The sequence below is a fragment of the Roseateles aquae genome, assembly GCF_032337115.1.
Classification (GTDB): domain Bacteria; phylum Pseudomonadota; class Gammaproteobacteria; order Burkholderiales; family Burkholderiaceae_C; genus Roseateles_C; species Roseateles_C aquae.
The window spans coordinates 167,786-191,241 of the sequence record NZ_JAVXZY010000003.1 but is presented as its reverse complement, the minus strand read 5'-3'; the positions used below and the strand labels follow the sequence as shown (position 1 = coordinate 191,241).

Here is a 23,456-nt window from a genome sequence, read left to right as displayed (position 1 = left end):
GAAAACCTGGCACATCGGCCTCGCGCTTGCGAGGCCGCCCACGCGTGCAAGGACTGCAGATGAAACACACCCCCACTCTCACGTTGACGCGCCTCGCCCTGGCGGCAGGCCTGCTCGCCAGCAGCCAGCTGGCCGCGGCCGTTGACTTCAGCTATTCGGGCTTCGGCAATATCACCGCCGGTCGGGTCGTCGGCGACAACGGACCCTTTGTCATCGGCGGCAACACGATTCCCTATCCCGATCCGGCCACCTGGTCGAACTGCCCCTGCGGCATCGTCGACTTCGTTCACGCCGGCGTCTACGAGAAGAAATGGTCACTGGACACCGAATCGCGCCTGGGCCTGCAGGGCACGCTGAACTTCAGCGACGATCTGTCGCTGACCGCCCAGGGCGTCGTTCGCGGTGTGGCCAAGAAGGCCAAGGTCAATCTCGAATGGCTCTACCTGAGCTACAACATCAGCCCCAAATGGACGATACAGGCCGGCCGCAAGCGCGTGCCTCTGCTGAACTACTCGGACTTCCAGGATGTCAGCTTTGCCTTTCCCTGGATACGCGTGCCCTTTGACGTCTATGGCTGGGAGATCACCAACTACAACGGCGTCAATCTGACCTTCCGCGACGACTTCAAGGGCTGGGCGGTCAAGTCCAATGTCTACGCCGGCTCGGAGGACTTCAAGGACAACCCGATGGCCAAGATCAGCGGCCCGGACAAGCAGAACGTCAACTGGAGCGGCATGCGCGGCTTCGACCTGGAGCTGAACCGCGACTGGTTCACCGTGCGCTTTGCCGTCAACAAGTCCAAGCAGCATATGGAGACCGTCAGCGCCGCCGACGGTTCGGTGACGCAGAACGTGCCGGCAGATCCCGCCTACGGCAGCCATGTGGCACAGACCTTCAGCTCGCTGTCCTTCAGCGCTGACTACCGAGATTTCATCGGCCGCTTTGAGCTGCAGAAGATCTCCCGTGGCCCGGAAACCTCCTATGACGGCACGCTGCTGAGCCTGGGCTATCGAATCGGCAAGTTCACGCCGACGATCTACGGCACCCGGCTGGCCTACAAGCCGACCGCCGGCACCAGCAATCCGGCCGATACCATCCGCGGCGCGACGCTGCGCTACAGCCTGAGCGACACCAGTTCGCTGAAGCTGCAGTACGACCGCATCACCTGGAACCATCAGCCCGACTTCACCATGAAGCGAGATGTGGCCACCGTCTCCTACGACTTTGTGTTCTGAGCGGGGACCGGATCATGAAAAAAACCAAGCAACTCCTGCTCCCCCTGTGCGCGGCGCTGTCCCTGTTCGGCGCCAGCGTGACCAGTCATGCCGACGCAGTCGTCATCGTCCATCCCAGCAACTCGTCCAGCCTCGACGACGAGCAGATCACCAAGATCTTTCTGGGCCAGACCAAGACCTTTGCCGGCGGCAGCGAAGCCACGCCGGTCGACCTGAAGGAAGGTTCGGCCCTGCGCGAGGACTTCGGCAACAAGGTGTTGAAAAAGAACCCCTCGCAGCTCAAGGCGCTGTGGGCGCGGCAGATCTTCACCGGCGGCGCCAAGCCGCCCAAGGAACTTGACGGCGAGGATGCCGTGCTGAAGTTCGTCGCCAGCACGCCAGGCGCGATCGGCTATGTCGATGCGGGCAAGGTCAATGGCACGGTCAAGGCCGTCAAGCGCTGAGCCTGCAGCGGCCCTGCAAGCAACGGCGAGCCCCAGCGGCTCGCCGTTTTCATTGGCCCCTTTAGCATGCGTTGACGATGCTGAAAAAAACAAAAATGGCAACCACAGAGGCTCGGAGTCACAGAGAAGAACTTGTCCAACCCTGGCACGCCTTGTGAATTCCTCTGTGCCTCTGTGGTTGCGTTTCGAACGCCGGTGGCAGCGTATCAATCAACATTAAAAGAGCCGCTTTTTCCGGCCCCAAGCCCTGCCCCTACACTGCTCGGCCATGAGAGCCATCATCCTGGCCGCGGGCCGCGGCGAACGCCTGCGCCCGCTGACCGACCACACCCCCAAGCCGCTGATCGAGGTCGGTGGCAAGCCCCTGATCGTCTGGCATATCGAGGCGCTGGCCGCCGCCGGCGTGCGCGATATCGTCATCAACACCGCCTGGCTGGGCGAGCAGTTCCCCGCCTTGCTCGGCGACGGTTCACGCTGGGCCGTGCGCCTGCACTACAGCCACGAGCAGCGCGACCATGGCCAGGCGCTGGAAACTGCCGGTGGCATCGCCACCGCGCTACCCTTGCTCTGCGCCGACGGCGATGAGGCCTTCTGGGCCGTCTCCGGCGATATCCATGCGCCAGACTTCCGCTACGACTCCGCCCAGGCCCAGGCCTTCGTCGAAGGCGGCCGTCTGGCCCATCTGTGGATGGTGCCGACCCAGCCCGCCCACCCGCTTGGCGATTTCTCCATCGACGGCGCTGGCCGTGCCGGCGCTACCGGCGAGCCGCGCCACGTCTACGGCAATATCGGCCTGTACCGCCGCGCCTTTTTCGACCAGGTTCGGGCCGGCCAGCGAATGCCGATGCGCCCCTGCCTCGACGCCGCGATCGCCCATGCCGAGGTCACGGCAGAGCTGTACCCGGGTCGCTGGGTCAACGTCGGCAATGCCGAATTGCTGGCCCAGGCGCGAGCGCTGCATGGCGCGGTCACCGGGCGGGACTGAGCTGCGGCAAAAGCGCCTCGGCGGCGCAAAAAGCACTACGGATTTGCCCGTATCGGCGACTCTGGCCACTGGGCCACAATCAAAACGCACCCAAGGGGGTCGTGTCGACGATGCGCAAGGACAAGAGCCTGATCCAAGCACCACGCTGGTGGCTGCTGCCCGGCACGGCTTTGATCCTGCTCGACCTGCTCTGCCTCGCGTCGGCGCTGTGGCTGCCGCTACCGCATCAGGTGGAATTGCTGGCTCATGGTCTGATCCTGCTGTGCAGCCTGGCCTTGCTGGTCATGCTGGGCAGCAGCTGGCGCCAGTTGCAGGCCGATCAGCTGCGGCTTCGCGAGGGGCTGGCCGTGCTCGACGAAGGCCTGGCCCTGTTTGACCCTGAAGACCGCCTGATCCTGGCCAATCCGGCGTTTGGCCGGCTCGACGACGAGCGTCAGGTGCGTTGGCGGCGTGGCACGCCCTTCGAAACGATACTGCGCGAACTGATGGCGGCCGAACCGGTACGCGAGGCCAAGGGGCGTGAGGAGCAATGGCTGCGCGAACGTCTGCTGCGCCACCACCAGCCGGGCGAGCCCTGGGTGATGCAGCTGGCCAACCAGCGCTGGATACGCGTGCTGGAGCGACGTTGCGCCGATGGCTCACTGGTCTATCTGCGCAGCGATGTCAGCGAACTGATCCTCAGCCAGCAGGCACGCGCCCAGGCCGATGAACAGGCACGGCTGGCGCAGACGCGGCTGCACGAGGCCATCGAGGCGATGCCCGCCGGCTTCGAACTTTGGGATGCCGAGGACCGGCTGGTGATGTGCAACCAGCGGCTGCGCGAACAATACCCCGAGATGGCCGACCTGCTGCGGCCCGGTGCCCGCTTCGCCGATCTGGTCGAGCAGTCGCTGGCCGCCGGTCGGATACCGGCAGCACGCGGCCAGGAGGCGCAGTGGCTGCAGGAGCGTCTGCGCCAACGCGGCCACTCGGCACAGCCGCTGTTGCAGCTCTATGGTGAGCGCTGGTCGCATCTGCACGAGTGCTTCACGCCCTCGGGCTATCTGGTCGGCGTGCGGCTGGACGTCACCGAGCTGATCCACACCCAGCAGGCGCTGCAGGACAGCGAGGCACGGCTGCAGGCGGTGATCAGCACGGCCGGCGTCGCCATCATCACTGCCGACAGCACCGGGCTGATACGCAGCGCCAATCCGGCCGCCGAGCGTCTGTTCGGCCTGGCCGAGACCGAGCTGCTGGCTCATGATCTGCGCCAGCTGGTCGACGAACTGGACCGCCCGCGCCTGGTCGAGCAGCTGCACCAGCTGGGCGAGGCCGGTGGCGCGCAAAGCCTCGCCCTGGAGCTGTGCGCGCGCCACCGCAGCGGCCAGGCGCTGACCCTGCATCTGAGCCTGGCCAAGGTGCTGGGCGGCGGCACGGCCACCCTGGTCTGCGTACTCACCGACCTCACCGAGCGCAAGCGCTTCGAGTTGGAATTGCGCCATGCCAACGAACAGCTGCTGCGCCTGTCGACCACCGATGCGCTGACCGAGCTGGCCAACCGCCGCCTGCTGATGCAGCGCCTCGATGAGGAATGGCGCCGCGCGTTGCGCTCCGGCGAACCGCTGAGCCTGCTGCTGGTCGACGTCGACTATTTCAAGCTCTACAACGACCACTATGGCCATCAAGCCGGCGACAGCTGTCTGCGCCGGGTGGCCGATGTGCTGCGCCTGAGCGTCAACCGCTCGACCGATCTGGTGGCCCGCTACGGCGGCGAGGAGTTCGTGCTGCTGCTTGCCGCCACCGATCTGCAAGGTGCGCAGGAAGTGGCCGAACGCTGTCAGCAACAGCTCAAGGCAGCGGCGCTGGAGCATGCGTTGTCGCCCTTGGGCCCGCATGTGACGCTGAGCATCGGCCTGGCCTGCGGCCGCCCGCTGCCCGAGGCCAGCGCCGGTCAATGGCTGGCCAGTGCCGACCTGGCGCTCTACCAGGCCAAGGCCCAGGGCCGCAACCGCACCGTCAGCATGCCCATGCACTGACTTTGTGTCGGGCGTACGAGATCCCACCCTGACAGGTCTGACAGGTGTCGTGCAAACCCGAGGCACGGCGTGCGACAGGCGCCCAAATAATCGGCGCCGGCTCGTGGCTCTTGCCGCGCCGCACCGACCGGAGCGTCCACGCCAGGCCTTGACCCAGGGGCTGTGCACTCGACGTTCCCTTGCTTCAGTACCACAGGAGACATCGAATGCGCACACGTCTGGCCCTCGCGGCCGCTCTGCTACTTGCCGCCAGCCATCCGGCCCAGGCAGGTGAAAAAGTCTGGATCAGCCTGGGCGATGCCGCCCTTGCCCAACTCCAAAAGCTCGCCGTCGCCGCCCAGCCGCAGGCCAGCGTCGTGCCGGCGGCCCGCCTGCTGGGCGATGTGCGCGATCTGCGCGCGCCGGAGAACGTTCACCTGGTCGAGGTCGACGAAGACCAGCTGCTGCAGCTGTCCGGCCGCGTCCACGAAGACCTGAAGCGCTGCGGCGGCTTCATGTTCCACCCGAGCAAATCGGCCGGCCTGGATGCCTTGAAGGCGCTGCAGTCCCCAACCCGCCCGCAGGCCGCACTGGCCGCCACCCGGCCCAGCTATGTGATCGACCAGCAGGCCGTCATCAACCCGATGCTGTCGCAGATGCAGGCCAGCAATATCGGCCAGACCATCGTCGATCTGTCCAACTACACCAACCGCTATTACACGACCAGCGGCGGTGTCAATGCCTCGAACTGGCTGAAGTCACGTTGGACGACCATCGCCAACGGCCGCAGCGACATCACCGTCGAGCAGTTCACCCACGCCAGCTGGGCACAGAAGTCGGTGATCCTGACCATCAAGGGCACCGACAACGGCAATGAAGTCGTCGTGCTCGGCGCTCACCTGGACTCGATCAATCAGTCCGGCACCAGCGAAACCACCCGCGCCCCGGGCGCCGACGACGACGCCTCCGGCGTGGCCAGCCTGACCGAGATCCTGCGCACGCTGGTGGCCGGCAACTACAAGCCGCGCCGCACCATCAAGCTGATGGCCTATGCGGCCGAGGAAGTCGGCCTGCGCGGCAGCGCCGAGATCGCCAAGAGCTTCGCCAATGCCGGCACCAATGTGGTCGGCGTGATGCAGCTGGACATGACCAACTACAAGGGCGCGGCCAACGACATCTACATCTTCACCGACTACACCGACAGCCAGCAGAACACCTTCGTCACCAACCTGATCAGCACCTATCTGCCGACGCTGAAGGTCGGCACCGATCGTTGCGGCTATGCCTGCTCCGACCACGCCTCCTGGAACGCCCAGGGCTATGCGACCTCGATGCCCTTCGAGTCCTCGTTCAGCGCCGACAACCCCTACATCCATACCGTCAACGACACCTATGCCAATACCGGCAGCCAGGCCGACCATTCGCTGAAGTTTGCCCGCATGGCCCTGGCCTACGCGGTCGAGCTCGGCAGTGATGGCCCCGGCACGCCGCCGCCGACCGACAAGACCGAAACCTTCTCCGGCAGCCTGACGCTGAACCAGACCAAGAGCTTCGGCCCCTTCAAGGTCAAGGCCGGCGGCACGATCAAGGCCAGCACCACCGGCACCGGTGACATCGACCTCTACGTCAAGCTCGGCGCCGTGCCCACGACCAGCAGCTATGGCTGCAAATCCGACGGCAGCACGGCCACCGAGAGCTGCAGCCTGAACGTCACCGTCAACAGCGACGGCTATGTGCTGCTGAAGGGCTATAGCGCCGGCAACTACAAGCTGACCGTCGTCTACCGTCCGCAGTAAGCAACAGTCTCACGGCTGTTCGCGTGCCCAGGCGCCCGAGCCGGCCATCTGCAGCCGGCCGGTCGCCACCCATTCGGCCAAAGGCCTGCGTGACCATTCACGCAGGCCTTCGTCACTTTCGGCGTCGGCACTGACCAGGCCCAGCCAGCCATTGCGACCGCCACGCTTGACCGCGTACAGCGCCGCATCGGCCAGATCGACCACCGCGCTCCAGTCCAGCGCCCGCGGCTGCCGCGGGCTCAAAGGGAAACAGGCAAAGCCGACCGAGCAGGTCTTGCGCAAGGCCGTGCCGTCATCAAGCACAAAGTCCTGGTCGGCCACCATCGCACGGGCCCGCTCGGCCAACTCGGCCGCATGGCCACGGCTGGCGGCGCGCGCAACGATCAGGAATTCCTCACCACCCCAGCGCACCAGATAGTCGGCATCGCGGAACACCTGCTTCAAGCGGGTCGTCATCTGCACCAGCACCGCATCGCCGGCCGAATGGCCGTAGACATCGTTGACCTGCTTGAAGTGGTCGATGTCAACCAGGAAGAAAATCAGGTCGCGGCCCTCGCTGGCCGTCTCGCCGTGCTGGTGCTCACCCTCGTAGCGCCGCACCGCCAGCGCCACATCGGCCTCGACGTGCTGCGACAGGAAGCGCCGGTTGCGCAGACCGGTCAAGGGATCACTGAGGCTGGACTCCTCCAGCGCCGCCGACTTCTGCTCCAGTGCCTGCGACAGCGCTTCCAGTTCGGTGGTGCGCTCGCGCACGCGGCGCTCCAGCACCATCTGGGCACGGCGCAGATAGCGGGTGCGCCCCTGCACAATCGCATACAGGCCGCCCAAGACGCTCGCCACCGCCAGCAGGCGGGCCCACCAGGTCTGCCACCAGGCCGGCTCCACATGGACTGCCACCTCGAGCTGCTGCGGGCTCCAGATGCCGATCCTGTTGCTGCCCTGCACATGCAGCCGGTAGTCGCCCGGCGGCAGATTGCCATAGCTGGCGAGGCGCAGTTCGCTGCCTGCATTGATCCAATCGTGGTCGTAGCCTTCCAGCCGGTAGCGGTAGCGCAACTGGGCCGGGCTGCTGTAGTCCAGCGCGGCGAACTCCAGGCTGAAGCTGCGCGTGCCCTGATCGAGGCGCAGGCCGTTCATCGCCGCCGCGGGCGGCACCTGGCGGCCATCAATGCGCAAATCGGTCAACACCACCGGCGGTAGAAAGCTCCAGCGCTCGAAGCGGTCAGGGGACAGCGCCAGAATGCCGCGGCTGCCGCCGAACAGCATGCGACCATCGTCGAGCCGGGTGTAGGCGCGAAACCAGCCGGTGCCGAAATCAACACCGTCGGCCTGGCCGAGTTCGTCGACGCTGCCGGAGATTGGGTCCAGCACGGCGCGATGCGTCCAGATGCGGCCCCGGCTGTCGTCGAGCAAATTGGCACCAAAGCCACGGCCCGGCGCGCCCAGCTTCTCGCCGATGCGCTCGAAGCGCGCCCGGTAGCCATCCCAGGCGTTCATCCGGTGCAAACCGGCAGCGGTGTCCACCCACAGCACCCCGTTGCGTGCCACCAGCAAGCCCAGCACCGAGAGATTGCTCAGGCCTTCGCCGGGCGGGCTGGGGACGGGATTGACGGCCGTGCTGCCGGGGGCAATCCGATAGATGCCGCTTTCGGCGCCTATCCAGAGGCCGCCATCGACGGTCGCGGCCAGGGCATTGACGTCGCCGGTCAGGGCCCGGCCGTCCTGCAGCAGCATGCGGCTGAGCCCCGTCTCGCCCGGACGATAGCGATACAGCCCGTCTTGCGTGCCGATCCAGACGCTGCCGTCCGCGGCCCCAAGCAGGCGCCGCACCCGCCCCTTGCCGGCCTGGTAGCGGGCCAGCAGTTCGCGGCCGGCGCTGAATCGATAGACGGCGGTGTCGGTACCCACCCAGACATCGCCGGCCGCATCCTGGGCCAGTCCGCCGACGCGTCCGCCGCGAAAGCCTTCAGCCCGCTCGGGCTCGGGCCGGATCGCGCCGATCAGACGCAGCTCGCGGTCCAGCACGGCAATGCCGCGCTCATTGGTGCCGGCCCAGATCTCGCCGCTGCGCAGCTGCAAGAGGCTGCGCACATCGGCCTCGGCCAGCGGGCTGTCCTCGGCCAGATCGGGCCGGCGCACCCACAGCGCCCCCGAGTTGGCCTGGTACCGCTGCACACCGCCGCCATAGCTGCCCAGCCAGATCCAGCCCGAGCGATCGCGCATCAGCACGCGCACATCGTTGGCGCTCAGGCCCCAGGGCTTGCGCACATCGTGGCGCAGCAGGCCCAGCAATTCCCCGTCGACCACGCTGCGCCGCTCGATGCCGCCGGCGCGGCCCAGCCACAACTCCTGCGCATTGATGGCCACCAGCGCATAGGCGGTGCCGCGCTTCAGACCAGCCGCGTCCTGCGCGATCCAGCGGCCGCTGCCGCGCGCCGGATCGATCAGCGCCAGCTCGCCGGACTGCGTGCCGGCCCAGATGCGGCCATCGGGCGCTTCGGCCAGCATCGACACAATGCGACCGGCCAGCTCCTGATCACTGTTCGAGAACACCGATTCGAACTGCCGTTCGCCGCGGCGCAGCCGCGCCAGGCCATTCCAGCTGCCGAGCCAGAGATCGCCGCGGCTGTCGAAGAACAGCGTCTGTATGCGGTCGTCGGGCACGCCATCGGAACCCTTGCGCAAGTGCTGAAAATGCCCGCTGGCCGGGTCAAAACGATCCAGCCCGCCACCAATCGTGCCCACCCAAAGCCGACCTTCGCCATCCTGGGCCAGTGCGCGAATGGTGCCGGGAGCCAGCGCATGAGGGTCGCCGGCATTGCTGTTGAAATAGGACCAGCGGCCGCTGTCCGGCTCATAGCGGGCCAGGCCGTCGCTTTCGGTGCCAATCCACAGGCTGCCGTCGCGGCCGGCCAGCAACGCACGGATGAAGCTGGTGCCGACGACGCTTTTGCTCTGGCGCTCCATCGTGAAGGGGCGCAGCTGGTAGCCGTCGTAACGAACCAGACCGACCGAGGTGCCAATCCAGATGAAGCCGCGCCGGTCCTGGGCCAGTGCGGAGACCACCCCGTCGGTGATCGAGCTGGCATCGCCGACGCTCTCAAATCGCGGCTCTTGCAGGCTGGCCACCTGCGCCTGAGCTTGCGCCCGGGCCAGCGGCCCCAGCCAGGACAGCACAAGCAGCAACGCGAACAGCAAGCGGGCAAGCATGCGCCCAATGGTAGCGGCGGCAGGCTACGCCGTGCTGACAGCATCGCGGTGGCACAGGACAGGGCGGCCCAGCTCGTGCCCGTGCCGCCCTCGCACCACGCCTTACTTCGACAAGGGCAATGTGATCGCGTCGATGCGTGCCAGCACCTCGGCACTGAGCTTGGGCGTCAAGGCCAGGGCACCCAGGTTGTCCTGCAGCTGGCTCAGCTTGCTGGCGCCGAGGATGACGGTGGAGACGCGCGGATTGCGATTGGCCCAGGCGATGGCCAGCTGCGCCACATTGCCGCCCAGCTCGGCGGCGATCTTCTCCAGCTCGGCGACGGCAGCGTTCTTGGCCGCATCCTGCAGCTGCTCGCGCATCCAGCTCATGCTCTCCAGCGCGCCGCGCGAGCCGGCCGGAATGCCGGCCTTGTACTTGCCGGTCAAGAGGCCCGAGGCCAGCGGGCTCCAGGTCGTCAGGCCCAGGCCGGTGTCTTCGTAGAGCCGCGCATATTCCTGCTCGACGCGCTGGCGATGGAACAGGTTGTACTGCGGCTGCTCCATCACCGGCTTGTGCAGATGGTGGCGTTCGGCAATCTCCCAGGCGGCGCGGATGTCGGCAGCCGACCACTCGCTGGTGCCCCAGTACAGCGCCTTGCCCTGGCTGATCATGTCGCTCATGGCCCAGACGGTTTCCTCGACCGGCGTGTGTGGATCGGGGCGGTGGCAATAGACCAGGTCGATATGGTCCAGCTGCATGCGCTTGAGCGAACCATCGATCGCCTGCATCAGGTACTTGCGGTTCAGCGTGTCCTTGAAGTTGACGGTATTGCCCTCACGCGTCAGGCCCCAGAAAAACTTGGTCGACACCACATACGACAGCCGCGGCCACTTCAGCTGCTTGAAGGCCTCGCCCATCACCTCTTCGCTCTTGCCGCTGGCGTAGATCTCGGCGTTGTCAAAGAAGTTGACGCCGGCATCAAAGGCCGCGGCCAGCATCTCGGCGGCCGATTTTGTGTCCACCTGGTTGTGATAGGTGACCCAGGAGCCCAGCGAGAGTTCAGAGACTTTCAGGCCGCTGCGGCCGAGACGACGGTATTGCATGAGTCGCTTTTCCTTTGAAACAAATGAAGTGGCGCGGCGGGTCCGTTGATCGGGAAAACGCGCAAGGCCGAGTCAGTTTCGTGCCACTACGATGCGCGCCTTCAAAAATCCGCAATGCGCCCAAAAGCGGCTTCGCCCGCACCAGCGCCGCATGATGACATCAAGCCGAGGAGCCTGCCCGATGTACAAGAAAATCACCGCCAGCGGCCAGGGCCGCCAGGCCCTGCTGCCCTGCCTGGGCGCCGTTCTGCTGAGCCTGAGCGCCTGTGGAGGAGGCGGTGGCAGCAGCCCACCCGCCACGACGCCATCGACAGGCCCGGGCACCAGTGCCACGCCCAGCGTCAGTGGTCGCGTCATCGATGGCTATGTGAAAGGCGCCAGCGTCTGGCTGGATCTGAACGGCAATCAAAAGCTTGATGCCGACGAGCCCTCGGCCGTCTCGTCCACCGACGGTCAGTACACGCTGCCGCTGACCGAGGCCCAGCGCGACTGCCTGCCCTACAGCGTGATGTATGTCGACGTGCCGGTGGGCGCCATCGACCAGGAGTCCGGCGAGGTCAAGCAGGCCTATCAGATGGCCATCCCGCCCCAGCTGCAGCCCTTGGCCAAGGACCAGGCCCTGCACGCCTCGCCGCTGACCACGGTGCTGTGGGAGGAAATCCGCAACGGCCTGAGCAAAGACCCGGCCCAAAACAGCTGCCAGACGCTCAAGCAAGACTCTGCCTTGCGCGAGCGCCTGAAGAACGAACTGGATGAGGCCATCAAGCGCCTGGTGGCCCGCCATAACCTTTCTGCTGACCGCCTCTATGCCGACTTCGTGCAAAGCAAGGACGCCGGCGCCCACCAGCTCGCCGTCGACATCGTGCGCGGCCTGAAAGCGGGCTTCGCGCTGCGCCGCCAGCTGCAGCAGCAGTACCCCGATGCCAGCTACGTGCGTGCCGAGGTCTACCGCGGCCGTGGCAGCACGGCCTATGACCGCCTGGGCGTCTGGTATCGCAGCCACAGCGTCAAGGTCGGCGGCCTGCTGCGCACCGAGAAATACGAGCTGGCCGATGACCTCAGCACCCTGATCCGTGCCGAATACCTGCGCATCGTCGACAGCAAACCCGTCAACGGCGGCAACTACACCCTCTATCGCACCGGCTACCGCGCCAGCAGCACGCTGCCGCAGTTCCGCTGCAGCCTGTACGAAAGTGTTGACACCAACGACAAGAACGGTGTCGGCTTTGAGCTGACGGCGCGCTATGTGCGCAGCGCCACGCTGGACGCTGCCGCGCCCTGTCTGAGCGCGAGCCAGGGCGAGATGGATCAGCTGCAGGGCTGGGACTACTACGTGCGCTTCAGCCAGGACAAGGTCGACTACATCACCATGCTCAGCATCGATCCCGGCAGCGCCGGCAGTGCAGAGCTGCAGCCCTACCAGAAGCTCGGCGACAAGCTGGCCACACTCGATCTCAGCTGGCTCGCACCCAAGCTGGCCAGCGCTGGCTACCGCTTTGACGAGCCGGTCACCCTGCCGGTCAGCGACTGGGCCAAGCGCGCCGAGGACTTCCGCGCCCTGCCCGTCATCACGCAGAAGTTCGCCCGCGACCCCTGGAAACGCAGCAGCTACAAGGCCGACGGCACACGCGTCGACGAATGCAGCGTCGACCAGGGCGCCAGCTGGAAGCCCTGCTAGACCAAGGCTTCGCGCTGGCCAGCGGGCTATAGTGCGGCGGCACTCTGCCGTTCCCGCCCACCATGCGCACCCTGCTTCACGCCACAGCTCCTGCCGATGCCCTGCCCAGCCGCCTGAACCTGGCCGTCGTGGGTGCCGGGCCGGCCGGCCTGGCCCTGGCCCTGCTGGCGGCGAGGCAGCTGCCCACGGCGCGCATCAGCCTCTTCGATGCGCGGCCGCTGGAACACGATGTGTCCGGCGATCCACGCACCTTGGCGCTCTCGCTGGGCAGCGTGCAGCTGCTGCAGCGCCTGCAGGCCTGGCCGGCCGAGCAGGCCCAGCCGATTCTGCAGGTGCACGTCAGCCAGGCGCCGCCCACGCTGCGCCACCCGCTGTTTGGCGCCCAGGGCCAGCCCAGCGTCAGCATCAGTGCCGCTGAACAAGGCGTGGCCCAGCTCGGTGCCGTGCTGCACTACGGCCAGCTGGTCGCACCACTGCAGGCCGCCTGGTTGGCGGCGTCAACGCGCCAGCCCGAGCGCCTGATCAGCCGCTTCGGCCAGCCGGTCGCCGCCATCAAGAACGAGGCCGCCAGCGTGGAAGTCGATGCCGGTATTGCCGAGCGCTTTGACCTCGCCGTCATTGCCGAAGGCGGCGTGTTTGCCGAGCAGGCACGCAAAGCGGTGACTCACGATTACCAGCAAAACGCCTGGGTGGGCACGGTAACGCTGGATGACAGCAGCCCGCGCGGCGCCGCCTACGAACGCTTCACCCGCAACGGCCCGCTGGCCCTGCTGCCGCTGCGTGATAACGCCGAGGGCCAGCGCCGCGCCGCGCTGGTCTGGTGCCTGCCGCAGGCCGAGGACGATGTCGCGGCCTTGAGCGACGCGCAGCGCCTGACCGTCATTCAGCAGCAGCTGCCGCCTGGCCTGCGCCTGCACAGCATCAGCCCGCTGAAATGCTTCCCGCTCGGCCTGAACGCCGAGCGCACGCTGGTTGAGGGCCGCAGCATCCGCATCGGCAATGCCGCGCAGACGCTGCACCCGGTCGCCGGCCAGGGCCTGAACCTCGGCCTGCGTGATGCCTATGCACTGGTCGACGCGCTGCGCCGGTCGCCCGGCGATATCAGCGCCGCGCTGCGCCGCGTCGAATGGCAACGCGCCCCCGACCGCTGGAGCACCATCGCCAGCACCGACTTCCTCGCCCGCAGCTTCGCCTGGCGCTGGCCGGGACTGCCGGCGGTGCGCGGCCTCGGCCTCGCGGCGCTGCAAGCTGTGCCTCCGCTGAAGCGGGCGCTGGCGAGGCAGATGATGTTTGGAAGGCGCTGAGGCACACGCGTCTCGCGCGGCAAACGCAGTTGGCATGACTGCGTCAGCCGCTTCAGCGCAAACCCTGAGCAAGGCTGGCCACGCTTGCTGGCAAGCTTGGGCCCACTGACGAAGATCAGGGAGGCCTTGATGTTGACAGCAGATTGCCCATCCGGGCGACATTCGCCCGCCCGCGCGCGCAGAGACGAAACTGACACCAACTGGCTCATCTGGTGAGCCACTAGGATCAGATGATCCGGCAAATGGATGCCACTTCATCAATGCTGCTGAGCGCGCTTTGCTTCCAGTACTGGGGCAAGGCCAAGGCAGCCACCCATGCAGCGCAGTGGCATCTGCTGGCCTACCACAGCCTTGACGTCGCCGCCGTCTGCCAGATCTACCTGGAGCGTTCACCGGGTCTGCTGGCCTGGCTGAAGCAAGAGCTGGCCGTGGCAGACTCCGACGCCATCATCAGTTGGCTGGTGTTCTGGCTGGCATTGCATGATTTGGGCAAGTTCTCACTGACGTTTCAGGCCCAGCGCGCTGACATCATGTCCACGCTTCAAGGCGCAGCACCCGAGCATGCGCAGCAGGGCACCCGCCATGACAGCTTGGGCATGCAGTGCTGGAACGAACACATCCTGCCGTTGGCAGAGTCGGAGCAGTGGTTTGGCGATGCCGATTCAGATCTGGATCTTGGTCTAGTTTGGTGGGCTCGTGCAGTCACAGGACACCACGGACAGCCGCCACTCGGCAGCGTGCCATTCATGCAGCGTCACTTTCGGCAACAGGATGTCGAAGCGGCCAAACAATTCGCGAGCGCGGCGCAGCGACTCCTCTTGAGCCCAGCTGCGGCGGCTATCCCTGGACGCTGCGGCGCACGTTTCGACTCCATCAGCCAGGCTTTGTCATGGTGGGCTGCTGGACTTAGCGTTTTGTGCGACTGGATCGGCTCGAACGCAGATTTCTTTGGCTACCACGAACGCGCTGAGCTCAGCCTGGAGGCCTATTGGCGAAAGGCGGTCGCGCAGGCTCGCCGAGCGCTGGATTCCTCTGGTGCTCTGCCCTCACCCAGCCCTCGCGGACTCGGCTTTGAGCAGCTCTTCCCTTCGATCTCGCAGCCGTCTCCCTTGCAGAACTGGGCCATCCAAGTGCCCCTAGAGGCAGGCCCGCAAATACACCTTCTCGAGGACGTGACCGGAGCGGGCAAAACGGAGGCTGCGGTGATGCTGGCGTACCGGTTGATGACGGAGGCCGGCGCTGAAGGCTTCTTCATCGGCCTGCCCACTATGGCCACCGCCAATGCCATGTATGGGCGCATCGGCGAGGTCTACGCCCGACTCTTCAGCGACCCGCGCGCCAGCCTGGTGCTTGCCCATGGCGGACGCAAGCTGGTGGAGGACTTCGCCGCCTCGGTGATTGCGGCCGGAAAGGATGAAGGCGGCTCGCCATTTGATGACGAGAGTGCGACACGCCGCTGCCAGCGCTGGTTGGCCGACCACAACAAGCGAGCGCTGCTCGCCCCGGCCGGCATTGGTACGGTGGACCAAGCTTTGCTGGCCGCGCTGCAGAGCAAACACCAATCGCTGCGCCTCTTGGGATTGGCACGCAAGGTATTAATCGTTGACGAAGTGCATGCCTGCGATCCCTATATGCAACGCACGCTGGAAGCCTTGCTGGAATTCCACGCGCGAGCCGGCGGCAGCGCCATCCTGCTGTCCGCCACGCTGCCGATGCGCATGAAGTCTGCGCTGTTGCGGGCCTTTGCCCGTGGATGTCGGGCCACGGCCGTACCGCCGCAATCGCTGCACTATCCCTTGGCTAGTTCCTGGGCATCGGCAGCACCGTCCGCACTGAGCGAAGCCGCCGTGGCAACGCGTCCGGACGTGCGGCGCAGCGTACGCGTGCGCTACGAGTCGGATCGCGCGTCCGTGCTGCAAGGCATTGCACAGGCGTTGGCTGCCGGCCACTGCGTCGCCTGGATACGCAACACGGTGGCGGACGCACTCGATGCCCATGCCGAGATGGCTGCACTATGGCCCGCCGAGCGCATCACCTTGTTCCACGCACGCTTTGCGCTTGGTGACCGGCTGGACATCGAGCAAGACGTGCTGGCCCGCTTTGGCCGCGACAGCGCGCCCGCCCAGCGCAGCGGCCGTCTGCTGATCGCCACCCAGGTGGCCGAGCAATCCTTGGACGTGGACTTCGATCTCCTTGTCACGGACCTCGCTCCCATTGACCGGCTGATCCAACGCGCCGGCCGCTTGCGTCGCCATGTGCGCGACGCAGCGGGACAGCGTCTCCTCGCGCCGGGAGCCCAAGACCAACGTGGTGAGCCATGGCTTTGGGTGTACGGGCCTGCCTGGGCGGAGGAACCAGAGGCCGACTGGTTCAAGAAAGCGTTTCCCAAGGTAGCGCGGGTCTACGAACACCATGGCCAGCTCTGGCTGACGGCCCGCGCACTGCAAGGCGGTGTGCTGAGCATGCCGGACGACGCCCGGACCTTGATCGAGGCCGTTTTCGGCGACGATGTCGACCTGCCCTCAGCGCTGCAATATGGCGCCAACCAGGCCGAGGGCAAGGCCTACGGTGACGCCTCCCAGGCCGCGCAGAACAGCGTCAAGCTCGCCAAAGGCTATGTGCGCGAAGGCCTGGAATGGGCGGCTGACAGCGTTGCACCGTCCCGCCTGGGAGAAGACACCATCGAAGTGCTGCTCGGCCGCTGGAAAGGTGATGCGCTGATCCCCTGGTGCGACCGCAGCACCGCACACGACTGGGCTTACAGCACCGTCAAAGTCGCCAAGCGCCTGATCGCCGCAGCAGTACCGCCCGCAACGCCGGCGCGGCAGGCGGCGTTAGCCGCGCAAATGGCGCTCTTGCCGGGAGGCGGGCAGTGGGTCGTACTGCTGATCATGGATGAGCAAGCACAGGGCTTCCAGGCTCGCGCCACGGGTGTCGCAAAGCCTGGCGCCGCAGCACGCGAAACCCTATGGATTTATGACAAGGCGGCCGGCTTGCGCACGGCCAATGACGCAGAGGAGAACAAGGCATGAACCTGCTTGATGAAAACTGGCTGCCTGTGCGAATGCACGACGGCAGCCAACACTGGATCAGCCCCGATCGACTCTCGGACCCAGGCATCGCCGCCTTCGACGCCTGCCGTGCCGACTTCAATGGCGCCCTGGCGCAGTTCGCGATTGGCTTGCTGCAAACCTGCACGCTGGCTGCCAGCGACAGCGAGTGGCGCGCCTTGCTGAAAGCCCCGCCAGACGCGGCGACACTGGCTCAGTGGTTTGCGCCGCATCGTGCAGCGTTTGAATTCGACGGCGATGGCGCGCGCTTCATGCAGGACTTTGAGCTGCGGGCCAGCGATGCAGAGCCCAACGGCATTGCTGCGCTGCTGATCGAGACGCCGGGTGAAAACACCATCAAGAACAACGGCGATCACTTCGTCAAACGTGGGCAGGTGCGGGGGCTGTGCCCCCACTGCGCGAGCTTGGCCTTGTTCACCTTGCAATCCAATGCGCCGGCGGGTGGCGTCGGCTACCGCACAGGCCTGCGCGGTGGCGGCCCGCTGACCACCCTACTGATTGCCACTGGCACGCCCGCCGCGCCGGCACCGCTATGGCAAACACTCTGGCTGAACGTTCGCGCCCAAGGCGCCTTTCTGGCGGATGGCGTGGAGCCCGGCATGGAGGCGCCATACCACACCTTCCCTTGGTTGGCAGCACAGTCGGCGATCCAGAAGGAACAGGGAGACACCACGCCACTGCAAGTCCACCCCGCGCATATGTTCTGGGCCATGCCACGGCGCATCCGCCTGGACTTTGACGCGGTGAACGCAGGCGCTTGCGACCTCTGCCACAGACCCTCAGAGCGGCTCATTCGGCAGTATGTGACCCGCAACTATGGGTTCAACTACAAGGGCGCCTGGCTGCACCCGCTGTCGCCCTACTACGCCGGCAAGGACGGCCTCTTGCCACTACACCCGCAGCCCGATGGTCTTGGCTACCGCCACTGGTTGGCCTGGGTGCTGGGCATGGACAACGACAAACGCAAAGTGCAGGCCGCCTCGGTGGTGTCGCATTTCTTGCTACAGCCACGCGTCGAGCAAAAGACCGGCATTGCCCTACGCCTGTGGGCCTTTGGCTATGACATGGACAACGCCAAGGCGCGCTGCTGGTACGACGCCACCGTGCCGCTCTATGGTTTGGGCGACTGCGGCCCGCCCGAGCAAAAGGCCTTGCGCGAGGAGGTGGGTGCCTGGCTCAGAGGGGCCGAATTGGTTGCCAGCTACCTCCGCGCTGCAGTCAAGGATGCGTGGTTCAGCAGCGATGCACGCGGTGACTTCGGCTTCATCGACGCTGCCTTCTGGAGCCGCACCGAGCCCAATTTCTACGGCCTTTTGAGAGCGCGAATCCAGGATCTGCGCGAAGGCTCAGCCGGCGATCCCCTCGCCGCCGCAGAAAGCTGGCGCCGGCAGCTACGCGCTGCAGCGCTTCGCCTCTTTGATGCCGAGTTGGTGGGCAGCAGCCCCATCAGCCGGCAGAACCCGGCCCGCATCGCCGCCGCGCATAAGCAGCTCTCCCACAGCCTCGATGGCCCCAAGCTGCGCCAGGCTCTTGGCCTGCCGCAGTCCACCAAGGCCACGGCCCCAACGGCGTGAGCCTGCCCAACCACCAAGGAGGATGAACCCATGTCATCTCAGCACCCTGACTACGCGCTGGCACCGCCGGTGATGAATGCCTACTTGAGCTGGTGGCACGCCATCACGAGTGAGAAGGCCAGCGGCACCGCGCGGGCCGAGCGTGCCGAACTGCGCCGTGCACATGACCTTGGCGCAGTCGTGCTCACGCCCGCCTATCAACGTTTCTATCGCCAGCTGGCCGAGGCTCATGAAGGCGCCCCGTGGAAGCCGTGGCAACTGGAGCGGCTGGCTGCCATCGCCGGCTTGGCCGTACATATCAAGACCGAGAGCCGCCTGAACCTGCCCGAGGCGATGAGCCAGCGTGACAAGGGCAGTGACCGCAACGCTGTCAGCGAGTTGCGCTTCGCCAGGCTGCTGGATGCACCGGATGTAGCGGCGCTATTCAGCGGCCTGCGCCGCGTCATGCCACTGATCGACAAGCAGCTGAGCCCCGCCGCGCTGGCCAACGACGTGTTCGGCTGGGGCGAGCACATCAAGAAGCAGTGGGCCTATGCCTATGCCTGGCCGAAAGCGGCCTGACTGTTAGCCATCACCCCTTCACAGCAAGCAAGCAACCACCTCACCCAACACATTCAGAGAGGATCCTGTCAATGAGCCGCTTCGTTCAACTGCATTTGCTGACCAGCTACCCACCCTCCAACCTCAACCGTGACGACACGGGCCGCCCCAAGACCGCGCTCGTCGGCGATGCCAACCGCCTGCGCATCTCTTCGCAAAGCCTGAAGCGCGCCTGGCGGTGCTCAGAGACGTTTGAATCGACGCTGGGCGGACATCTAGGTACGCGCACCAAGCTGAAGGGCAAGCAAGTGTTTGCAGCGTTGAAGGAAGGCGGCATTCCCGACAAGACTGCGCGCGAATGGGCCAAGGAGATCGCCAAGCAGTTCGGCAAGCTGAAGTCAGACAAGAAGACCGAGAATGACGCCGACCTGGAAATTGAACAGCTGGCCCATTTCAGCCCCGAGGAGGAAGCCGCCATCCAGGCGCTGGTCGCCACGCTGGTTGCCCGCAAGGATGCGCCCACCGAAGCTGAGCTGAAACTACTGAGCCAGCCGCGGCATGCCGTTGACATCGCGATGTTTGGCCGCATGTTGGCAGACTCTGCTGAGTTCAACGTAGAGGCAGCGGTGCAAGTGGCGCACGCCATTACCGTGCATCGCGCCGCTGTGGAGGATGACTACTTCAGCGCTGTCGATGACCTGAACAGGCGCGAAGACACGGGCGCCGCTCACATCGGCGAGCGAGGCTACGGCGCCGGGCTGTTCTACCTCTACATCTGCATCGACCGTGAGCTGCTGTTGAAGAATCTGAGCGGCGACGCAGCGCTCGCAGCCAAAGCCTTGGAAGCACTGGTGCACGCCGTAACCAAGGTGTCGCCCACCGGCATGCAAAACAGCTTTGCCTCTCGTGCCTATGCCGGGCATGTCTTGGCAGAGAAGGGCAGCCAGCAACCTCGCACGTTGGCACAAGCCTTCTTGAAACCTATCAAGCCCTTCGACGGGCAAGACATTTTTGAGAAGGCAGTCGCCGCACTGAACACTCGACGCGACAACTTTGACGCCGTTTATGGCGCCTGCGCCGACAGCCGCTACGAGCTGGATGTCGACAGCGCCCAGGGCACGCTGGCTGGGCTGGTGGCCTTTGTGGCGGAGTGAGCACCATGCACGACTATCTCGTGTTCCAACTACAGGCGCCGCTTTCGTCCTGGGGCGAGCCCGCAGTGGGTGAGTTTCGCGGCAGCGCCACGCACCCGGGGCAGTCTGCGCTGATTGGCTTGTTGGGCGCTGCGTTGGGGCTTGAGCGCAGCGACGAGGCGGCACATGCGGACCTGCGCGACGGCTTCGGCTACTGCGTCGGCCTGCTCAGCACCGGCAGCCTGCTGCGCGACTATCACACAGCGCAAGTGCCTCCCCGCCCTGCACTCAAGGGCCGCCCGCAGGCGACTCGCCGCCAAGAAATGGCTGTGCCCAAGCGCGAGCTGAGCACCATTCTTTCGACCCGCGACTACCGCCAGAACGCGGCGCAGCTGGTCGCGCTGCAGGCGCGCGAGGGCCGGCCAGCACGCTACAGCTTGCCGCAGCTTGCCAGTGCATTGCGCGCACCGCAGTTCACCCTCTATCTGGGCCGTAAGAGTTGCGCGCCAGCCGCCCCGCTTTGGCCGCAGGTGCTGGCGGCCGAATCAGCGCGCGACGCCTTCAGTGTCTATGCAGAGCGCTACGAGGCGGCGCGCCTGGCTGCCGCCGACCAAGGCGGTAGCCTACCGCTGGAGCCCCTACCGGCGCTGCACAGCCTTGCCTTTGACGCACACATCGAAGCCGGCGCGCCTATGGATCTCAGCACCCAGCGCAAAGACCGGTTGATACGCCGCCAAGGCTGGCAATTCGGCGACCGCGAGGAACGTATCGCCCTGATCGCGACGGAGGAGCCTTGATGCAAGCGATGTACTTCAGCCTGATCACGCCCGCTGAAGGGCGCGTTCACGAGGCCTTGCAACAGCGCTTGCAGGGCCCGTATGCCGACCACCAGTGGCTCTGGCGCTGGTTCGCCGCTCCCACCGGAACCAGGCGAGACTTTCTCTTCCGCCGCCATGATGCTGCGGGCTTGCCACGTTTCTATGCCGTATCAGCGCGACCGCCCGAAGCCCTGGGCGGCGCTTGGCATGTGCAGACCCGCGAGTACGCCCCGGATGTGCATGCTGGCGATGTCTTCAGCTTCGAGCTGCGAGCCAACCCCACGGTGCGACATGGACGCGACGGCAAGTCCAAGCGCCACGATGTGGTGATGGAAGCCAAGAAGCGCCTGCTCACAGAGCGGGGCTTGCAGCACTGGTCTGAATGGACCACAGCGGATCGCCCGGATCAACAAGCGCTGGTGCAGGAAGCCTGCAGCCATTGGCTGGAGCGACGCGGCTCGGCGTTGGGCTTCGAGCTGCAGCGCGATTCGGTACAGGTGGAGGCCTACCAACAACATCGCGAGCGAGCAGACGACAGCCTTGGATTCAGCACGGTGGACATCTCGGGCATCCTGAGAGTCACGGATGCACCAGCGTTCGGCCAGGCGCTGCGCACCGGCATCGGCAGCGCCAAGGCCTTCGGCTGCGGCTTGCTCCTGATTCGGCGCTTGGGCTGATCGATGGGGCGCCGAAGTTCAGAGAGTGGGCCCTTGGCACTTAGCGGCCCAAGCATTGGTGCCGGAGAACAAGCGCCTTGAGTGCCATGCTGCCGCCCCTCAAACCGTTGCCGATGAAGGAGCGCATCTCCGTGCTCTTCATCGAGCGCGGCGAGATCGACGTCATCGATGGTGCTTTCGTGGTGGTAGACGCCACCGGCATACGCACGCAGATCCCGGTCGGCGGGGTAGCCTGCATCATGCTGGAGCCGGGCACACGGCTTTCGCATCGCGCTGCAGCGCTGGCAGCCCGCGTAGGCACCTTGCTGGTTTGGGTGGGGGAGGCGGGCGTGCGCCTGTACGCGTCCGGCCAGCCTGGTGGTGCGCGCTCTGACCGTCTGCTCTACCAGGCTCAACTGGCGTTGGACGAAAATCTGCGGCTCAAGGTCGTACGAAAAATGTACGCGCTGCGCTTCGGTGAAGAACCTCCGGCGCGGCGCAGCGTGGAGCAATTGCGCGGCATCGAAGGCGCGCGCGTGCGGCGCAGCTATCAGCTGCTGGCCCGCCAATACGGCGTTGAGTGGAAGGCACGAGACTATGACGCGCAGGATTGGGAGTCTGCCGACATCGCCAACCGCTGCCTGTCGTCCGCAACGTCGTGTCTCTACGGGGTGACTGAAGCGGCCGTGCTGGCGGCTGGTTATGCGCCGGCGGTGGGCTTCATCCATACCGGCAAGCCACTCTCCTTCGTGTATGACATTGCCGATGTCTACAAGTTCGAGACGGTGGTGCCGGTCGCCTTCAAGATCGCCGCCTCAAATCCGCCCGGCAATCCTGAGCGCGCCGTCCGCCTCGCCTGCCGTGACATGTTCCGGCAAACCCGCCTGCTAGACCGCATCATCCCCGACATCGAAGACATCTTGGCTGCTGGCGAGATCCCGCGCCCCGAAGCGCCCGCAGATGCCGTCGGCCCTGCACTCCCCAACCCGACGAGCCTGGGCGATGCTGGTCATCGTGCTTGAAAATGCCCCGCCACGGCTGCGCGGCCGTCTGGCCATCTGGCTGCTGGAAGTGCGCGCCGGCGTTTATGTCGGCAACTACGGCCGGCGCGTCCGCGAACAGATTTGGGCGCAGGTAGAAGATGGGCTGGACGAGGGCAACGCGGTGCTCATCTGGCGGAGCAAGGCAGAGGCCGGGTATGAGTTCCTCACAGCCGGTATGAATCGCCGCTTGCCAGCAGACTTTGACGGCGTACAACTGGTGCAGTTCTTGCCATCACGAGGGCAGGACGACGTTCTTTAACAAGCCGCAGCAGTTTGGCTTTTTTGATCGGTAGCTTCTTCCGATCGAAAAAAAGCCTTTCAAATTAACGAGATAGAGTTGGTGCGTTCCCCACGTGCGTGGGGATGAACCGAAATTTGCCACCGCAAAGATGGTCATTCAGATGCGTTCCCCACGTGCGTGGGGATGAACCGTCGCTCAGCGGTGCGCATTCCGAGCGCGAAACGCGTTCCCCACGTGCGTGGGGATGAACCGACTAACGATCAGAATGTGCCGGCTGGCTATGTGCGTTCCCCACGTGCGTGGGGATGAACCGACGAACACCGCGATCAGCGGTAGCAGGTTTTTGCGTTCCCCACGTGCGTGGGGATGAACCGACGGTCAGGTTTCCGCAGATACCTGATGCCGAGCGTTCCCCACGTGCGTGGGGATGAACCAGGGGCCAAGGGGCTCGCCGGTGCGGTGCTGCCAGCGTTCCCCACGTGCGTGGGGATGAACCGGCAGAGCGCTACAGCTGCGCCGTCGCTGCAAAGCGTTCCCCACGTGCGTGGGGATGAACCGCCATGGCGATGATCCTTTGACAGATCGAGAAGGCGTTCCCCACGTGCGTGGGGATGAACCGCGTGCAGCACAGTGCCGCAGCCATTGCCAGTTG

At 65.7% G+C, this 23,456-nt stretch carries 17 protein-coding genes and 1 CRISPR repeat array (1 of these 18 cut by a window edge); of the genes, 15 read left to right on the top strand and 2 right to left on the bottom strand.

Annotation, left to right across the window (positions count from 1 at the left end; translation table 11 throughout):
• The first annotated feature begins 59 nt into the window (after positions 1-59).
• The 5 genes from RQP53_RS09665 to RQP53_RS09645 all read left to right on the top strand — a co-directional run bounded on the left by RQP53_RS09665 (position 60) and on the right by RQP53_RS09645 (position 6,453).
• Positions 60-1,235, top strand: a complete 1,176-nt coding sequence (locus RQP53_RS09665; RefSeq protein WP_315650096.1) for a TonB-dependent receptor — start codon at positions 60-62, stop codon at positions 1,233-1,235.
• A gap of 14 nt (positions 1,236-1,249) precedes the next feature.
• Entirely contained in the window at positions 1,250-1,678 is a 429-nt protein-coding gene (locus RQP53_RS09660) for a type 2 periplasmic-binding domain-containing protein (protein WP_315650095.1), read from the top strand.
• A gap of 268 nt (positions 1,679-1,946) precedes the next feature.
• Positions 1,947-2,663, top strand: a complete 717-nt coding sequence (gene murU, locus RQP53_RS09655) for an N-acetylmuramate alpha-1-phosphate uridylyltransferase MurU (protein WP_315650094.1) — start codon at positions 1,947-1,949, stop codon at positions 2,661-2,663.
• Positions 2,664-2,773: 110 nt separating this feature from the next.
• The gene (locus RQP53_RS09650; RefSeq protein ID WP_315650093.1) at positions 2,774-4,678 is read left to right on the top strand and encodes a sensor domain-containing diguanylate cyclase; all 1,905 of its coding nucleotides are present in this window, start codon (positions 2,774-2,776) and stop codon (positions 4,676-4,678) included.
• Positions 4,679-4,884: 206 nt separating this feature from the next.
• Positions 4,885-6,453 (top strand): M20/M25/M40 family metallo-hydrolase, encoded by a 1,569-nt coding sequence (locus tag RQP53_RS09645; RefSeq protein WP_315650092.1) that lies wholly within the window; start codon positions 4,885-4,887, stop codon positions 6,451-6,453.
• A gap of 9 nt (positions 6,454-6,462) precedes the next feature.
• Here the strand turns inward: RQP53_RS09645 and RQP53_RS09640 are convergent, their stop codons facing one another.
• Both RQP53_RS09640 and RQP53_RS09635 read right to left on the bottom strand, forming a co-directional pair.
• Complete coding sequence (locus RQP53_RS09640; RefSeq protein WP_315650091.1) at positions 6,463-9,663, bottom strand: two-component regulator propeller domain-containing protein; 3,201 nt, start codon at positions 9,661-9,663, stop codon at positions 6,463-6,465.
• 102 nt (positions 9,664-9,765) lie between these two features.
• Positions 9,766-10,746 carry a potassium channel beta subunit family protein gene (locus RQP53_RS09635; protein WP_315650090.1) on the bottom strand — a complete coding sequence of 327 codons (981 nt, stop codon included), beginning with the start codon at positions 10,744-10,746 and terminating at the stop codon, positions 9,766-9,768.
• Between the two features lie 181 nt (positions 10,747-10,927).
• Here RQP53_RS09635 and RQP53_RS09630 point away from each other — a divergent pair, with 181 nt between their 5' ends.
• The 10 genes from RQP53_RS09630 to cas2e all read left to right on the top strand — a co-directional run bounded on the left by RQP53_RS09630 (position 10,928) and on the right by cas2e (position 22,822).
• The gene (locus RQP53_RS09630; RefSeq protein WP_315650089.1) at positions 10,928-12,424 is read left to right on the top strand and encodes a hypothetical protein; all 1,497 of its coding nucleotides are present in this window, start codon (positions 10,928-10,930) and stop codon (positions 12,422-12,424) included.
• Positions 12,425-12,486: 62 nt separating this feature from the next.
• A complete protein-coding gene (locus RQP53_RS09625; protein WP_315650088.1) occupies positions 12,487-13,728 on the top strand; it encodes an FAD-dependent monooxygenase in 1,242 nt (413 codons plus the stop codon).
• Between the two features lie 230 nt (positions 13,729-13,958).
• Positions 13,959-16,760 carry a CRISPR-associated helicase Cas3' gene (gene cas3, locus RQP53_RS09620; protein ID WP_315650087.1) on the top strand — a complete coding sequence of 934 codons (2,802 nt, stop codon included), beginning with the start codon at positions 13,959-13,961 and terminating at the stop codon, positions 16,758-16,760.
• Positions 16,757-18,373: a type I-E CRISPR-associated protein Cse1/CasA gene (gene casA, locus RQP53_RS09615; RefSeq protein ID WP_315650086.1), complete on the top strand. Its 1,617-nt coding sequence runs from the start codon at positions 16,757-16,759 to the stop codon at positions 18,371-18,373. Before cas3 ends, casA begins: the two co-directional genes overlap by 4 nt.
• A 30-nt stretch (positions 18,374-18,403) precedes the next feature.
• The gene (gene casB, locus RQP53_RS09610; RefSeq protein WP_315650085.1) at positions 18,404-18,934 is read left to right on the top strand and encodes a type I-E CRISPR-associated protein Cse2/CasB; all 531 of its coding nucleotides are present in this window, start codon (positions 18,404-18,406) and stop codon (positions 18,932-18,934) included.
• A 71-nt stretch (positions 18,935-19,005) separates the two neighbouring features.
• On the top strand, positions 19,006-20,067 hold the full coding sequence (cas7e, locus tag RQP53_RS09605) for a type I-E CRISPR-associated protein Cas7/Cse4/CasC (protein WP_315650084.1): 1,062 nt from the start codon (positions 19,006-19,008) through the stop codon (positions 20,065-20,067).
• A 5-nt stretch (positions 20,068-20,072) separates the two neighbouring features.
• A complete protein-coding gene (gene cas5e, locus RQP53_RS09600; RefSeq protein WP_315650083.1) occupies positions 20,073-20,843 on the top strand; it encodes a type I-E CRISPR-associated protein Cas5/CasD in 771 nt (256 codons plus the stop codon).
• Positions 20,843-21,541, top strand: a complete 699-nt coding sequence (cas6e, locus tag RQP53_RS09595) for a type I-E CRISPR-associated protein Cas6/Cse3/CasE (RefSeq protein WP_315650082.1) — start codon at positions 20,843-20,845, stop codon at positions 21,539-21,541. The genes cas5e and cas6e overlap by 1 nt, the downstream gene beginning before the upstream one ends.
• A gap of 86 nt (positions 21,542-21,627) precedes the next feature.
• Positions 21,628-22,542: a type I-E CRISPR-associated endonuclease Cas1e gene (gene cas1e, locus RQP53_RS09590; protein ID WP_315650352.1), complete on the top strand. Its 915-nt coding sequence runs from the start codon at positions 21,628-21,630 to the stop codon at positions 22,540-22,542.
• Positions 22,523-22,822, top strand: coding sequence for a type I-E CRISPR-associated endoribonuclease Cas2e (gene cas2e / locus RQP53_RS09585; protein WP_315650081.1), 300 nt, complete (start codon positions 22,523-22,525; stop codon positions 22,820-22,822). Before cas1e ends, cas2e begins: the two co-directional genes overlap by 20 nt.
• An 83-nt stretch (positions 22,823-22,905) precedes the next feature.
• A CRISPR array of direct repeats spans positions 22,906-23,456; the repeat unit is 29 nt; unit sequence GCGTTCCCCACGTGCGTGGGGATGAACCG; it runs 4,301 nt beyond the window's last position.

Coding starts and splice junctions, on each gene's coding strand:
- RQP53_RS09665 (WP_315650096.1), top strand. CDS start 60: ATGAAACACACCCCCACTCTCACGTTGACGCGCCTCGCCCTGGCGGCA.
- RQP53_RS09660 (WP_315650095.1), top strand. CDS start 1,250: ATGAAAAAAACCAAGCAACTCCTGCTCCCCCTGTGCGCGGCGCTGTCC.
- murU (WP_315650094.1), top strand. CDS start 1,947: ATGAGAGCCATCATCCTGGCCGCGGGCCGCGGCGAACGCCTGCGCCCG.
- RQP53_RS09650 (WP_315650093.1), top strand. CDS start 2,774: ATGCGCAAGGACAAGAGCCTGATCCAAGCACCACGCTGGTGGCTGCTG.
- RQP53_RS09645 (WP_315650092.1), top strand. CDS start 4,885: ATGCGCACACGTCTGGCCCTCGCGGCCGCTCTGCTACTTGCCGCCAGC.
- RQP53_RS09640 (WP_315650091.1), bottom strand. CDS start 9,663: ATGCTTGCCCGCTTGCTGTTCGCGTTGCTGCTTGTGCTGTCCTGGCTG.
- RQP53_RS09635 (WP_315650090.1), bottom strand. CDS start 10,746: ATGCAATACCGTCGTCTCGGCCGCAGCGGCCTGAAAGTCTCTGAACTC.
- RQP53_RS09630 (WP_315650089.1), top strand. CDS start 10,928: ATGTACAAGAAAATCACCGCCAGCGGCCAGGGCCGCCAGGCCCTGCTG.
- RQP53_RS09625 (WP_315650088.1), top strand. CDS start 12,487: ATGCGCACCCTGCTTCACGCCACAGCTCCTGCCGATGCCCTGCCCAGC.
- cas3 (WP_315650087.1), top strand. CDS start 13,959: ATGATCCGGCAAATGGATGCCACTTCATCAATGCTGCTGAGCGCGCTT.
- casA (WP_315650086.1), top strand. CDS start 16,757: ATGAACCTGCTTGATGAAAACTGGCTGCCTGTGCGAATGCACGACGGC.
- casB (WP_315650085.1), top strand. CDS start 18,404: ATGTCATCTCAGCACCCTGACTACGCGCTGGCACCGCCGGTGATGAAT.
- cas7e (WP_315650084.1), top strand. CDS start 19,006: ATGAGCCGCTTCGTTCAACTGCATTTGCTGACCAGCTACCCACCCTCC.
- cas5e (WP_315650083.1), top strand. CDS start 20,073: ATGCACGACTATCTCGTGTTCCAACTACAGGCGCCGCTTTCGTCCTGG.
- cas6e (WP_315650082.1), top strand. CDS start 20,843: ATGCAAGCGATGTACTTCAGCCTGATCACGCCCGCTGAAGGGCGCGTT.
- cas1e (WP_315650352.1), top strand. CDS start 21,628: ATGCTGCCGCCCCTCAAACCGTTGCCGATGAAGGAGCGCATCTCCGTG.
- cas2e (WP_315650081.1), top strand. CDS start 22,523: ATGCTGGTCATCGTGCTTGAAAATGCCCCGCCACGGCTGCGCGGCCGT.